Annotated in this window: 15 protein-coding genes; 7 read left to right on the forward strand and 8 right to left on the reverse strand. The window is 72.7% G+C overall.

Annotated elements, in window-relative coordinates:
* Nucleotides 1–15 precede the first annotated feature (15 nt).
* Nucleotides 16–1152 (forward strand): serine hydrolase domain-containing protein, encoded by a 1137-nt coding sequence (locus OG948_RS12955; RefSeq protein WP_406296359.1) that lies wholly within the window; start codon nucleotides 16–18, stop codon nucleotides 1150–1152.
* Between the two features lie 204 nt (nucleotides 1153–1356).
* Here the strand turns inward: OG948_RS12955 and OG948_RS12960 are convergent, their stop codons facing one another.
* Together OG948_RS12960 and OG948_RS12965 are read right to left on the reverse strand one after the other, a co-directional pair.
* A complete protein-coding gene (locus OG948_RS12960; protein WP_406296360.1) occupies nucleotides 1357–2097 on the reverse strand; it encodes a hypothetical protein in 741 nt (246 codons plus the stop codon).
* Between the two features lie 75 nt (nucleotides 2098–2172).
* Nucleotides 2173–2601 (reverse strand): hypothetical protein, encoded by a 429-nt coding sequence (locus tag OG948_RS12965; protein ID WP_406296361.1) that lies wholly within the window; start codon nucleotides 2599–2601, stop codon nucleotides 2173–2175.
* Nucleotides 2602–3136: 535 nt separating this feature from the next.
* Here OG948_RS12965 and OG948_RS12970 point away from each other — a divergent pair.
* The 4 genes from OG948_RS12970 (at nucleotide 3137) to OG948_RS12985 (ending at nucleotide 5669) form a co-directional block, all read left to right on the forward strand.
* Nucleotides 3137–3376, forward strand: coding sequence for a hypothetical protein (locus OG948_RS12970; RefSeq protein WP_406296363.1), 240 nt, complete (start codon nucleotides 3137–3139; stop codon nucleotides 3374–3376).
* Entirely contained in the window at nucleotides 3361–3687 is a 327-nt protein-coding gene (locus OG948_RS12975; protein ID WP_406296364.1) for a pentapeptide repeat-containing protein, read from the forward strand. Before OG948_RS12970 ends, OG948_RS12975 begins: the two co-directional genes overlap by 16 nt.
* A 123-nt stretch (nucleotides 3688–3810) precedes the next feature.
* Entirely contained in the window at nucleotides 3811–4983 is a 1173-nt protein-coding gene (locus OG948_RS12980) for an amidohydrolase family protein (protein ID WP_406296365.1), read from the forward strand.
* Between the two features lie 110 nt (nucleotides 4984–5093).
* A complete protein-coding gene (locus OG948_RS12985; protein ID WP_406296367.1) occupies nucleotides 5094–5669 on the forward strand; it encodes a Uma2 family endonuclease in 576 nt (191 codons plus the stop codon).
* 17 nt (nucleotides 5670–5686) lie between these two features.
* Here OG948_RS12985 and OG948_RS12990 read toward each other — a convergent pair whose 3' ends face one another.
* Genes OG948_RS12990 through OG948_RS13000 form a run of 3 tightly spaced genes read right to left on the reverse strand, consistent with a single transcriptional unit; the run spans nucleotide 5687 to nucleotide 8873 of the window.
* Nucleotides 5687–6859: a type ISP restriction/modification enzyme gene (locus tag OG948_RS12990; protein ID WP_406296369.1), complete on the reverse strand. Its 1173-nt coding sequence runs from the start codon at nucleotides 6857–6859 to the stop codon at nucleotides 5687–5689.
* Nucleotides 6841–8304, reverse strand: coding sequence for a carboxylesterase/lipase family protein (locus OG948_RS12995; protein WP_406296370.1), 1464 nt, complete (start codon nucleotides 8302–8304; stop codon nucleotides 6841–6843). Before OG948_RS12995 ends, OG948_RS12990 begins: the two co-directional genes overlap by 19 nt.
* Nucleotides 8305–8327: 23 nt before the next feature.
* The gene (locus OG948_RS13000; RefSeq protein WP_406296372.1) at nucleotides 8328–8873 is read right to left on the reverse strand and encodes a TrmH family RNA methyltransferase; all 546 of its coding nucleotides are present in this window, start codon (nucleotides 8871–8873) and stop codon (nucleotides 8328–8330) included.
* A gap of 272 nt (nucleotides 8874–9145) precedes the next feature.
* Between OG948_RS13000 and OG948_RS13005 the strand changes: the two genes are divergently transcribed.
* Nucleotides 9146–10438, forward strand: a complete 1293-nt coding sequence (locus OG948_RS13005) for a metallophosphoesterase (protein ID WP_406296374.1) — start codon at nucleotides 9146–9148, stop codon at nucleotides 10436–10438.
* Between the two features lie 29 nt (nucleotides 10439–10467).
* On the opposite strand, the gene OG948_RS13010 is transcribed toward OG948_RS13005, so the two are convergent.
* The gene (locus OG948_RS13010; RefSeq protein ID WP_406296376.1) at nucleotides 10468–11073 is read right to left on the reverse strand and encodes a Uma2 family endonuclease; all 606 of its coding nucleotides are present in this window, start codon (nucleotides 11071–11073) and stop codon (nucleotides 10468–10470) included.
* A 117-nt stretch (nucleotides 11074–11190) separates the two neighbouring features.
* The gene (locus tag OG948_RS13015; protein ID WP_406296378.1) at nucleotides 11191–11958 is read right to left on the reverse strand and encodes an SDR family NAD(P)-dependent oxidoreductase; all 768 of its coding nucleotides are present in this window, start codon (nucleotides 11956–11958) and stop codon (nucleotides 11191–11193) included.
* A 96-nt stretch (nucleotides 11959–12054) separates the two neighbouring features.
* On the opposite strand from OG948_RS13015, the gene OG948_RS13020 reads away from it, so the two are divergent.
* Nucleotides 12055–12648, forward strand: coding sequence for an exonuclease domain-containing protein (locus OG948_RS13020; RefSeq protein WP_406296380.1), 594 nt, complete (start codon nucleotides 12055–12057; stop codon nucleotides 12646–12648).
* Between the two features lie 185 nt (nucleotides 12649–12833).
* Here OG948_RS13020 and ppgK read toward each other — a convergent pair whose 3' ends face one another.
* Nucleotides 12834–13571: a polyphosphate--glucose phosphotransferase gene (gene ppgK / locus OG948_RS13025; protein WP_406296382.1), complete on the reverse strand. Its 738-nt coding sequence runs from the start codon at nucleotides 13569–13571 to the stop codon at nucleotides 12834–12836.
* Between the last annotated feature and the right edge of the window lie 117 nt (nucleotides 13572–13688).

Raw genomic sequence — 13688 nt, forward strand, 5'->3', positions numbered from 1 at the left:
CGAAAGGACCACACCATGCACGTCGACGGTTTCGTCGCGCCCGGATTCGCGCCCGTACAGGCCGCGTTCGAGGAGAACTTCGCGATCAACGGCGAGGTGGGCGCCGCGCTCGCGGTCCATCTGGACGGGGCGCCGGTGGTGGACCTGTGGGGCGGACTGGCCGAACCGGACACGGGACGCGATTGGGAGCCGGACACCGTACAGGTGGTCTGGTCGGTCACCAAGGGCCTGGTCGCGACGTGCCTGGCGGTGCTGATCGATCGCGGCCTCCTCGATCCCGCGCAGCCGGTGTGCCGTTACTGGCCCGAGTTCGCGGCGGCCGGCAAAGGTGCCGTGACGGTCGCCCAACTGCTCTCGCACCAGGCCGGGTTGCCGTTCCTGGACGAGCCGATCACGCTCGACCAAGTGGCCGTACCGGACGCGCTGGCCGACGCGCTGGCCGCCCAGCGGCCCGTGTGGGAGCCCGGGACGGCGCACGGTTATCACGCGGTGACCTGGGGCTTCTACGCGGGCGAGCTGATCCGCCGGGTGGACGGCCGCACGGTGGGCGCGTTCCTGGCCGAGGAGGTGGCCGGCCCGCTCGGCGTCGACGCGCACATCGGCCTGCCGGCGACCGTCGTGCCCCGGCTCGCGCACCTGACCACCCTCGCCCGGATGGACCCCGGCCTGCTCGACCTCGGCTCCGATCTGGGCCGGGCGATGCTCGCGCTGCCCGAACTCGCCGCCCCCGGCGCGGATCACGATCCGGACGTGCTCGGGTGGGAGGTGCCCTCCGGGCTCGGCGTCACCAACGCCCGGGCGCTGTCCCGGGTGTACGCGATGCTCGCCGGGGGCGGCACGCTGGACGGCGTGCGCCTGCTCTCCCCCGCGACCGTCACCGAGGTGACCCGCACGGTGGTCGAGGGCCGGGACCGCATCCTGGGCGACCACACCGCGTTCAGCCTGGGTTTCATGAAGCCGGAGACCGCGTTCTTCGGCGTCTCCCGCGACCCCGCCGCGTTCGGACACCCGGGCAGCGGCGGCCCGTTGGCGTTCGCCGACCCGGCGGCGGGACTGGCCTTCGCGTACGTGACCAACGGCCGGTCGCCCCTGCACACGGACGTACGGGCACTCGGGCTGATCGAGGCGGTGCGGGGCTGTTCGTCGCGCTGAGGCGGGTCTTCGTTGCCGGTGCCGAGCACCGCGGCGCCCGGTGTCGTGCGGCGGCGTGCCGGAGATGCGCCCGCGTGCTTGTTCCGTTCGCCTGTTTCGCCGGGGCGAGCGCGGCGAGGAGCCCGAACCGCGGATGTGGTGCCGGGCGTCGTGCTGCTCGGCGGGGGATCGAAGCCACGCGCCGGGGCCCGATCGGCGGAGAGGTCAGTCGCGGCGGCGGGCGGCGGCGAGCAGGAGGCCGCCGAGGAGAAGCAGGAGACCGGCCGCCACGCTCAGCGGCAACACCGGCGCCGAGCCGGTGTTCGCGACATGGTCGGTGATCGCTCTGCGGGCGATCACCGCGGGTCCGTCGTGCACCGCCCGCTTGGCGGCGGCGCCTCGGTCCTTGGCCGCGCCCTCGCGGCTGCCCGGGGGCTTGGCGCGACGCGGGGGCTTGCCGGCCGCCGCCGGGCGGGGGGCGCTCGCCGGGTGTCGAAGCTGCCCGGCACCGGCTCGATCGGCCCCCGCCCCGGTCGAAACGGTGGACGACACGTGCGGTGCGCCGCCCGGATCGGCGCGCCGGCCCGGGTCCCGCGGGCCCCGGCAGCCGCCCCGGGCCGGTTCGGCGCCCAGGACCCGGGCCCGTTCGCGCAGCGTGGCGGTGTCCGGCCGGCCCGCGCCGAGCGGGTCCGCCGCGGCCGCGAGGTTCGGCTCCGGGCAGAGCGCCGCGCCGACCGCGTCGGGGCCGGGGGGCCGGATGCCGGGCCGGAGCGGGTGATCGGTCGGAAGCGGCGACAGCGGCGGCGGGATCGGGCGTAGGCGTACCTCGGCCGACCCGCGCGCGAGCGCCGAGCCGGCCTGGATCGGCGCCGCCGCGGCACCGATCGGTGTGGCGATCGAGGTGAGCACGGCCACGCCGAACGCGACCGCCGGCGACGTCGCGCGGCGGTTTCGGTGTCTGCTCACCCGACCACGCTAGCCGGCCCGGACCGCTCGGGGCCGGCGCCGCGCGTACCGTTCCCTCCTTCGGCCCAACGCGCGTCACCCGCCCGGGAGAACCCGGGCCACCACGCCCGCCTCGCGCAGCAGCCGCGCGAGGTGCTCGACCTCGACCCGGGTGCCCGCCCAGCCGTCGTCCAGCGCGTCCGCGGCCATCCGGCCGGCGGTGGCGAGGTCCACCGGGAACTCGTCCCGGAACACCTTGAGCACCCGGACCCGAGGACCGCCCGGCCCCGCGCCGCCGGCGTCGACCACCAGGTGCGCGAGCCCGTGCTCGGCGATCAGTCCGGCGCGGATCACCGCCGGCGTCGGCTCGCGTCCCCAGTCGTCGCTCACCAACCCACAGGCGCCGCACTGATAGCTGTCGTCCCAGGCCGGCCGGCCGTCGACGATCTCCTGGGTGAGCCAACGGCGGATCGAGGCACCGCATCCGCCGCACGCCGCGACGATGCTCGTGGACTGATGGCGCATGGTCCGCCTCCGGATCCGGGCGGCCGCCGGTCCCGGACCGTCGGCCACGACTGGTACTGCGAGGTACGCCGGCGGCCGCACCCGCCCGCGAGGACCGGGGCCGACCCGTGGCACCCCACGGCTACCGGTGGCGCCCCGTGGCGCAAAGCCACCGATCACCCGTTCGGGAAACTCGCTGCGGAGCCGATCGCCCGGCGGCAATCATCCTCGCAGGGGCCGAACTTCGGCGCGCGGCGCGCGGCACGCGGCGCGCGGCACGCGGCGCGCGGCACGCGGCGCGCGGCGCGCAGCCCGCCGGTCCCGGGTCGATCGTCGTGCCCGAGGGAACGTGCGCACAGGGAACCGCCGTGGCGAAGCTGTTGGCCGGCCGGTACCGGCTCGTCGAGGTGTTGGGCCGGGGCGCGATGGGCGTGGTCTGGCGCGCGGTCGACGAGTTACTCGGGCGGTCCGTGGCATTGAGGACGCTGCCGCCCGCGTACGGTGATCCGCGCGAGGCCGACCCGACGGCCGGGCCGACCTGTTCGCGCTCGGCGTGGTGCTCTACGAGTTGCTCACCGCCCGGCGGCCGGAGCGCGGCGCACCCGCGCCGCCGAGCGCGCCGACCGCGACCGCGGTGCCCGACGTGCTCGACGATCTGGTGCCGGCCGCACTCGCGCCCACCCGCGACCCGCGCCCCTCGAACGCGCGGACGGCGCGGGTGGGGGTCGAGTACGCGCTGCGCTCGTGGCCGGCCGAGCACGTGTCCACCGGGCGGGCCGGTTGTCCCCGGGGGTGATCGAGGACCTGGTCCGCCTGCCGGGCGGCCTGCTCAGCGGCGCCGACCTGCGCGGCGCCTCGCTCCCGGCGGCCGACCTGCGCGACGCGGACCTGTCCGACACCGATCTGCGCGATGCCGACCTCGGCGGCGCCGATCTCACCGGGGCCGACCTGTCCGGCGCCACCTGGTCCCCCGGCACCCGCCGGCCGGTCGGCGCGGAACACCTGCGCCGGATCTCCACACCCACGTCCTCCGCCGACATCCTGCGCCTGCCTCGGCACGCCGTCTTTCGACCCTCCGCGAAAAAGACAGACAGCCTTACCTTGTAACGGTGTCACGATTCGAGCGACAATCCCCGGACACCGGGTCCCGGCCCGCGTCCGGGTTCGCGTTCCCGTCGCGCCCGGTGCGGGTTCATGCCGGGTTCGTGCCGCTCCCAGGGGGTCTTCGCCATGCGTGTCTTCGACGCCGACAACCACTACTACGAGGCCATCGACGCCTTCACCCGCCATCTGGACCCGAGGTTGGGCGAGCAGGTCATCCAGTGGTGCGAGATCAACGGCCGCAAGTACCACGTGATCGGCGGCACGGTGAACCACGCCGTGGTCAATCCGACCTTCGACCCGATCGCCAAGGCCGGCGCGATGGCCGAGTACTTCCGCGGCAACCCCTCCGGCCGCAACCCGCTGGACTACCTGCGCGAACGTGAGCCGATCCGCCCGGAATACCGCGACCGGGACGCGCGCCTGGCGGTGATGGACGATCAGGGCCTGGACGGGATCTGGCTGTTCCCGACCCTGGGCATGGTCTACGAGGCGGCCCTGGCGCACGACCCCGCGGCGGTCGGGCAGTTGTACTCGTCCTTCAACCGCTGGCTGGAGGAGGACTGGGGGTACGCCTACCGGGACCGGATCTTCGCCGCGCCGTACATCGCGCTCGCCGACCCGCGGACCGCGCTCGCCGACCTCGACCGCGCGCTGGAGGGCGGCGCCCGGATCGTGTGCATGCGCCCGGCGGCGCCGAACACGGCGGACGGCCCGTACCCGCCCGGGCATCCGGTCTTCGATCCGTTCTGGGCCCGGGTGAACGAGGCCGGCGTACCGGTGATCGTGCACGCGGGCGACAGCGGCTACTCGGCCAACGGCTACAGCCGCAAGCAGGGCCTGCGCACCGACTTCAAGGGCGGCGGCGGCCCGTCGGTGACCATGTTGTGGACGATGGAACGGCCGATCTTCGACTTCCTCGCGTCGCTGATCCTGGACCGCCTGTTCGAGCGCTTCCCGAACGTGCGGGTGGTCTCGGTTGAGAACGGCTCCGAGTTCCTCGGCGACCTGTTCCGCAAGCTGCGCTCGGTCGGCCGCAAGATCCCCGGCCTGTTCCCCGAGGACCCGGTGGAGACCTTCCGGCGGCACGTCTGGATCAACCCGTTCTGGGAGGACGACCTGGTCGAGGTGGTCGACCTGATGGGCCCCACCCGCGTCGTCTTCGGCTCCGACTGGCCGCACATCGAGGGCCTCCCGAACCCGCGGGACTACGAAAGCGAACTCAAGCCCTTCGACGAACGAACCAAGGCCATGATCATGGGCGAAAACGCGAAGGACCTGAACACACCCCGCCCGATCTGACCGACACCGAGACCCGCCACACCGACGCGGCGCCCACCGCTCTCGGGAAAGATGATCCTTTCGCCGGCACCATGCCGAAAGCACAGAATCGCTCCGCAGGAGGTACCTGCATGATCGACTCCACGCGGCCCGATGGATCGGGTCTTGCCGCACTGTTCGAGACGCTGGAAGCGCCCGACAACGTTCGCGTCGAACTGATCGGCGGGCGCATCGTCCCGTCTCCTCCGCCCGTCGCCGGTCACGGCGGTCTGCTCAGGCGACTGTGCGGGCGATTCCTGGAGCCGAACATGCCGGAGGGGAAGGGCGTTTCCCTCTCTCCCGTCACCATCGTGCTCCCGTGCTCGGATGCAGACGCCTACGTCCCCGACTTGGCCGTCCTCGACGAGGACACGCTGTGGGATTTCGACGACTGGAAGCTCTCCGCCGACGTCGTCCACCTCGTCGTCGAAGTGGTCTCCGCCGGTCGCGAAAACCGGCACGACGACCGTGAGGTCAAGCCGCTCGGCTATGCCTCCGGTCCGATCCCGCTCTACCTGCTGATCGACCCGCTCCGTCAAGAGGTCACGCTGTTCGCGTCCCCGTCGGACGGCAAATACCAGGAGCGGCACACCGTGCCCTTCGGCGGGCGTATTCCGGTACCCAACCCCTTCGACGCCGTACTGGACACCTCGATCTTCTTCCGCTGAGCGCGGCTGTCGATCGGTCAGATCAGGACGGCCTGGCCGCCGGGGCCCTCCTCGGTGATGTCGAGGACCGTGGGCGGGCGGCGGGTCGCGGGGGTGGGCGGGAGCAGGGCGGTGGAGTCGAGAGTGGGGCCCGCGGCGGCGCGGGTGCGGAGTTCGGCTTGCTCCCGGGTCAGGTCGGCGAGCAGGCCCAACACGTGGAGCAGGTAGATCAGTTCGCTGGTCAGGTCGGTCGACCAGGTGCGTTCGCGGATGCGCTCCAAGCCCTCGCCCGGGGGTTCGGTACGGGCCGCGATCCACGGCTCCAGGATGCCCAGGTCCCACACCTCGCGCGGGACTGGGCCGATCCGGCCGGAGCCGAGCAGGAGCGTGCGGGTCTCCTCGTCGTAACTCGCGCCGGCCGGCCGCGCGGGGACCGGCTCGCGGACGAACGGGCGCCGCCCACCCGGCAGTCGGGGCTTGCCGTCGCCGGGCCGGCCGAACCGCGCGCCGAACGTGTACAGGCCGATCAGCCGGCGGCCGAGTTCGACACCCGCCGCCCACACCGTCGGGTCGGCGGTGAGCGGCACCCCCGCCGGATCCACCGTCACCGCCACGATCCAGGCGAACACGTCCTCGGCCGCGACCGGGACCTCCAGCCGCTCCGCGAGCAGGTCGACCAGACCGGGCGCGAGGTTGGGCACCCGGCCCGCCGGGTCCCGATACAGCGGCGCGACCCGCCCGCCCCGACCGCCGTGATGGGCCGCGTCCGGCAACAGCGCGCTGCACAACAGCGGCCAGGGGTCCCCCGCTTGACGTTCCGTCAGGTAGACCTGCCGATCCCCGCGCACCCGCCACAACTCGGGCCGGGCGAAGTCCACCACGCGATGATCCGCGACCAGCCACTGCCGATCGAAGGGCCGCCGGGCGACCCGCACCAGCCGAGGCGTGGGGCCGACCTCACGCGCCAGCGGCCCGATCGGCGCCTCGCACCCGGGCAGCGGCGCGGGCCGGGACCCGTCCGTGCGCGAACGGGTGGGCTGCAAGAGCGTGTTGCGGTCCTCGGCGGCGGCCAACCGGGCCCAGCGCCGACGCAGCGTCTCCCGTTCGGGCGCGTACACCCAGGTCCGTCCCGTACCGATCCCACTCGTGCCCCACGGCATCAGATCCACCAGCGGAGGCGGCCCACCCGGGCTCACAGCGCGTGGTCCCACACCCGCCGCTCCTCCCGATCCGGATCGCCGACCACCGTCGCCGGCACGTCGAGCAGCATCGTGCGCCGCTCGGTCGGGTCGTACCGGGGCCACGCCGGCAGACCGTCCGCCACCGGCGGCCCGCCCTTGACGAACGCGACCCACGCCTGCTGGATGCGATCGGACAACTCCCGCGCGGCGGGCGGGACCCCGCCGGTCAGCCAGCGACCGAGCGGCGTGTCCAGCGTGCCGAACACGAACGGGATGTCGATCGCGTGCGGCGACCCCAACCGCTGGGGATGTGCCCTGGGCGCCCAGCGGAAGCGGTACATGTACGCCGTGCCGCCGGCCGCGAGCTGCGCCTCGGCGAGGCGCACGGTCGGTATCCCGTACGACTCGGCGGTGAGCAGCCGGATCCGCCGCGAGCGCCCGTTCAGGTCCGGGTACATCTCCGCGTAGGTGCGCACCAATTCGGCGAGCGCGTCCGGGCGGCGCAGGTTGGCCAGGTCGGCGGGTCCGGGCTCGCGGGCGCCCGTTCCCTCCGTGACCGCGAACATCTGCTCCTCGTCCTGATTCGACCCGAGCAGGATCGGCACGTCGCCCCGGATCGCCCGCAACGGCGTCACCGGCAGCGGCCCGGCGGGATCGACCACCGGCCGGAACACGAACCGCGCCGTACCGCGCCCGATCGCCTGCTCCTGCGCGTCGAGCAGATCGCTCGACGGCACGTCGATCAGTTCGGCGGCCCGGTCCGCGCCGAGCCCGAGCGCGGCCAGCACGTGCCCGGTGGCCTGCTCCGCCTCGGGCACCGTGCGCACCGTGTGCGCTCCGCCGCTCTGCACGATCGCACGGTGGAAGAGCCCGCGCGCGGCGGGCAGCGCGAGCAGGTTGGCGGTGAGCTTCGCGCCCGCCGAGAACCCGCCGAGGGTGACCCGGTCGGGATCCCCGTCGAACGCGGCGATGTGCTCGCGCACCCAGCGCAGCGCCCGCACCACGTCCAGGAGCGCGTTGGTCGAGGAGGCGGCGTACTCGTCGCCGAGCAGGTGCCGCAACTGCAACAGCCCCAGCGCGCCCAGCCGGTAGGCGACGGTGACCACCAGCACGCCACGCCGGGCAAGCCGGCCGCCGTCGTAGACACCCTCGAACGAGGCGCCGGAGGTGTAGCCGCCGCCGTGCACCCACACGAGCACCGGATGCGGGCCGGGCTCGGCCGGCGCGTGGATGTTCAGGTACAGGCAGTCCTCGTCGACGGCCACCGGCGCGGCCCCGTACCGGCCGATCGGCTGCGGCGCCGCGCGGGCGAACTCGCGCGCGTCCCGATCGCCGGTCCAGGCCGCCGGCGGCCGGGCCGGACGAAACCGGGCCGGGCCCACCGGCGGCGCGGCGAAGGGCACCCCCCGAAAGATCCGGACCCCGTCCGACTCCTCACCGACCAGGCCACCCAGCGACGTCCGCACACGCACCATGGCACCGAGCATAGGACCCGCCGTCACAGCAGACCCGCGAGCTTGTAGGCGACCAGGGAGCCGGCCACCGCGACGTTGAGACTGATGCCGGTGCCGACCATCGGGATCTCCACCATCTCGTCGAGGTGCGGCAACGCCTCGAACGGGATGCCGTCGCTCTCGTGGCCGAGCACGGCGATGGTGGGACAGCGGGCGGGTTTCAGGTCGGCGAGGCGGACCGCGTCGTCGGCGAGTTCGACACCGACCACCCGGGCGCCGCGCTCTCGTTGGGTGCCCAGCCAGGTGAGCGGATTGCCCACCCGATGCACACAGGTCGGCCGGCGCAGCGTGTTGCCCCGGGCCAGGGCCTCGGGAACCCAGGGCAGCCGCGGGACGACGAGACACGCGCCGACCGCGTCGCACGTGCGCAGGAGGGTGCCGAGGTTGACGCCGTACTTGGGCCACAGCGGCGCGAGGTAGAGGTGGTCCCAGCAGCCGTGCGCCTTGCCGCGGCGCTGCCGCTTGAGTTCGGCGCGGGTGTTGACGTGGTACACGGGGCCGGCCGGGCGGCTCCCGCCGGGCGCGGTCATCGCTCCCGGGAGGAGTTCCTCCCGTCGCGGTGCCGCCGAGCCCGATCGGTGCGGTGCGACGTGTCGTCGCCGTTCTCGATTCGCTTCACGAGTGGGCCACTTCGCGGCGTGACCGGGCCATCGTCGGGTGTGTCGCTACCGCGTCAGGATACGGCGAACTGCGTCGCGTTGCTCCTGCGGGAGCAACCTCGGATACTCCGCGAGCCGGATGCCGGCGCCGGCGCGGGCGTGACACGCTTCCCGGGAACCATCCATGCATCCGGGAGTCCCCCTTGACCGTTGTCCTGGTGATCATCGCGGCCGTCGCCGTGCTCGCGCTGCTGGTCGGCGTGCACCTCTACGTGTGGCGGCGACTCGTGCGCGACACCACCCGGTCGGGGCTCGTGCGACGAGTCGGCGCGGGAGTGGTGATCGCGCTCGGGGTGTCGATGGCGGGCGCGCTGGTGCTGCCCAAGGTGTTCGGCCCGCGCGGCACGGAATGGATCGCGTGGCCGGGCTTCGTCTGGATGGCGCTGCTGTTGTACGTGGTGATGGCGCTCGGGGTGCTCGAGGTGCCTCGGGTGTTCGCGCTGCGGGCGCTGCGGCGGCGCGGGGCGGGTGAGCGGGCGGCGGAGGTGCCGCGCTCGGTCCCGGTCGCGGTCGGTGCCGACGGGGATGCCGTCGGCGAGGTCGCGGAGCTTGACGCCCGGTCCGATGCCGGGCCGCCGGTCGCCGCGTCGGGCACGCCGTTGGGGCCGGATCGGCGCCTGGTGCTGAGCCGCTCGGTCGCGCTGTTGGCGGCGGGCACCTCGATGAGCGCGGTCGGCTACGGGATGACCCAGGCCTTGGGCGCGCCGCGCACGGTGCGGGTGCGGATACCGGTCGCACGGCTCGATCCGCGCCTGGCCGGCTTCCGGATCGCGGTGGTCGGCGACATCCACCTGGGCCCGCTGCTCGGGCGTGCGCACACCACGCGGGTGGTGGAGACGATCAACCGGACCAACCCCGACCTGGTCGCCATCGTCGGCGACCTCGCCGACGGCACGGCCGGGCAACTGGGCGACGACGCCGCGCCGTTGCGGCGGCTGACCAGCCGATACGGCAGCTTCTTCGTCACCGGCAACCACGACTACATGTCCGGCGCGGCGGACTGGGTCGCCGAGCTCGCCGAGTTGAACGTGCACACGCTGGCCAACGACCGGCTGGAGATCGCCCGGGGCGGCGCCGCCTTCGACCTGGCCGGCGTCAACGACATCTCCGGCAAGTCCCACCACGACGGTCCGAACTTCGCCAAGGCACTGGGCAACCGCGACCCGTCCCGCCCGGTGGTGCTCCTCGCCCACCAGCCGGTCCAGGTGGACGACGCCGCCAAGTACGACGTCGACGTACAACTCTCCGGCCACACCCACGGCGGCCAGATGTTCCCGGTGCAATTCCTGGTCAAGCTCGACCAGCCGGCCGTCGCCGGCCTGCACCGGGTCGACGACACGATGCTCTACATCACCAGAGGCGCCGGCTTCTGGGGCCCACCGGTCCGCCTCGGCGCACCCCCGGAGGTCACGGTGGTCGAACTACACCCGAAGTAGCGAAGCCGAACCACCCGTACCCATCCACGTCACCGCATCCGCAGCAACGTGCCCGGATCGAGGGCGACCGGCGCAAACGCGGGAAGCGTGGTGACGACGCCCGGCTTGGCGGTACCCGAGGGCGCGTACTCGTCTCCGTCGAGTGTGTGGGTCTCGACGGTCAGGGCTTTCGGGTCCACGACCCAGTAGGACGCGATCGCCCACTCGGCGTACCTGGCGAGCTTGTCGATGCGGTCGGCGCCCTCGTGGCCGGGCGAGAGAATCTCGACGGCCAGGAGCACGTCTTCGGGGGCGAAAGCCACCTCGTCCGCTTCGAGACCCTCTATCCCGGCAGCACGAGTCACCACGGCGATATCGGGCTGGAGCAAGTCCCGCTCTCCTCGACGAACATTGACGTTCTCGAAGACCATGACGGCGACCCCGGAGTCGGCTGCCGCCTGTTCGAAACGGCCCGACAGCGTCGAAGACACACGTTGGTGGCGCAGCCTGGGCGCCGGAGACGTCATCAGAACGCCGTCCAGGAGTTCGATGCGGTATGGCGAGGTCTCCTGAGCGACGATCACGTCGTCGGCAGTCCACTCGTGGTCGAAGGCGGGTTGCACAATCTCTCCCGAACGCTCGGCTTCCTCATCCACAGGATCACCACCACTTTGTCAGGGATTGATCTGCCATATGCCCGGTTTCCCGAATCACGATCATGAACACTCGGGGCAGGGCGACGTCCCTTCGAGAGCCGGCCCTGCCCCGATCGATCAGACCGTCTCCGTCATCCCGCCGTCCACCATCAAGTGTGTGCCCGTCACGAAGGACGCCTCGTCGCTCAGCAGGAAGCGGATCGCGCCGGCGATTTCCTCCGGGCGGCCCAGCCTGCGCAGCGGGGAGCTGTTCTCCATACGCTCGCGGGTACCGGGGCGGGCGAAGGAGCGGGCCAGCATCGGCGTCTCCACGTAGCCGGGGCAGACCACATTGCTGCGGATGTGGTACTCGGCGAGCTTGGCGGCGATCGAGCGGTTCAGCCCGAGCATGCCGGACTTCGACGCGCAGTAGGACGGGTTGAGCGCGTTGCCGACGATCGCGTTGAGCGAGGCGATGCCCACGATCGCGGAGCCGGCGTGTTCGCGCAGGTGCGGGGTGAGCGCCTGGACCAGCAGCGCGAACGAGCGCAGATTGACGTCCAGGACGCGGTCCCAGTTCTCCGCGGTGACCTCGGTGATCGGGGTCGAGTCGACGATGCCCGCCGCGTGCACGAAACCGCCGATGGTGCCCAGCGCCTCGGCCGAGGCCTGGATCGCGGCCGGGTACGCCTCGGTGTCGGTGACGTCCAGGGCCAGACCGAGCGCCCGCACCCCGTGCTCGGCCTCGATCTCCTTGGCCGCCTCCTCGACCGGACCCGCCGCGATGTCCCACAGCGCGACCGGTCGCCCGGTCGCGGCCAGCGCCCGCGCGGTGGCCCGCCCGATGCCCGAGGCGCCGCCGGTGATCACGACGCCGGTCTCGGGTGATGTCCTGTGCGTACCCATTTCTTATCTCCTCCGTGGACGGGTGACTCGACATCTGACATACCGTCAGAACAAAACCAGTGGTAGCACGTCGCCGAGGATGCTCTGCTGACCGGCATGGCAAAACGACTGATGGACCTGCTCCTGGTGATCGACGTCGAGGCGACCTGCTGGGACGGCCCGACTCCCGAGGGACAGCGCAACGAGATCATCGAGATCGGCCTCGCCACCTTCGACATCGCCACCGGTGAGCGCGTCGACCGACACGGCATCCTGGTGCGCCCGACCCACTCCACCGTCGGCGCGTTCTGCACCGAACTGACCACGCTGACCCAGGCGGACGTGGACGCCGGCCTCTCCTTCGCCGACGCGTGCGCCCTGCTGCGCGCCGAGTTCAAGGCGCATCAGCGCGCGTGGGCGAGTTGGGGCGAGTACGACCGGCAGCAGTTCGAGCGGCAATGCGCCGCCGAGGGCGTCCCGTACCCGTTCGGCACCCGCCACCTCAACGCCAAGTCGCTGTACTCGCTCGCGCACGGCCTGGACCGCGAACTCGGCATGGCCGGCGCCCTGGAGCACGCCGGCCTCCCGCTCGAAGGCACCCACCACCGAGGCGTCGACGACGCGTGGAACATCGCCGCACTGCTCGGCGGCGTCCTGCGCGCCCCACGCCGGGACCGCCCGACCGCCGTCGACACCGGCACCGACGTCTAGGCCCTGTCCGGCGGATCCTGGTGGATCGGGCCGCGTCGTGAGCGCAGCGAGGAGCCCGAAGGGCGGATGCCGTGCCTCGGCGTGCCGGAGAAGCAGCCGCACGGTGGTTCCATTCGGCTGCTTCTCCGGTGCGGCGAGGCGCGGTGCCGGGCGGCGCGGACCCACCAGGATCCGCCGGACCGGGCCTAGTCGCCGGTCACCAGCATCGCCGCGCCCACGATCCCCGCGTCGTTGTGCAGCTTCGCGGGGACCAGGTCGGCCCGGATCTTGATGTACGGCAGGAACTTCTCCGGCTTCTTGCTGATCCCGCCGCCGATGATGATCAGCGACGGCGAGAAGAGCATCTCCACGTAGCGCAGGTAGTCCTGCACCCGCTCGGCCCACTTCTCCCAGGACAGGTCGTGCGTCTCGCGGGCCACCGCCGAGGCCCGGTGCTCGGCCTCGTGCCCGTCCAGTTCCAGGTGGCCCAGCTCGGTGTTGGGCACCAGCTTGCCGTCCACGAACAGCGCGCTGCCGATGCCGGTGCCGAAGGTCAACATCAGCACGGTGCCGGCGTGGCCCGCGCCCGCGCCGAACCGCATCTCGGCCACCCCGGCCGCGTCCGCGTCGTTGACCATCGACACCGGCCGCCCCAGCGTCGCGGAGAACAGCGCGTCGGCGTCCAGGTCGATCCACGACTTGTCCACGTTCGCGGCGGTGCGCACGATGCCGTCCCGGACCACACCCGGAAAGGTGATGCCGACCGGCCCCCGGGTGTCGGCGAACTGCTCCAGCACCTCGCGGACCACACCGATCACCGCCCGCGGTTCGGACGGTTCGGGAGTGAGCAGACGCACCCGCTCGTGGGTCAGCCGCCCGGCGCCGGCGTCCACCGGCGCGCCCTTGATCCCGGTCCCGCCGATGTCGATGCCCATGACCGGCACGTGAGGCTCCTTCGCCGTCGCAAACCATCCAAAGCCGTGCACACCGTCCACACCCCGCGCACTCTCCACAACGCGGCACGGGGCGACCGCGTCCACCGGCCGTTACCCCGCCGACGC

Origin of the sequence: Embleya sp. NBC_00888, from assembly GCF_045207655.1 — a bacterium.
In the GTDB taxonomy this organism is placed as follows: Bacteria; Actinomycetota; Actinomycetes; order Streptomycetales; family Streptomycetaceae; genus Embleya.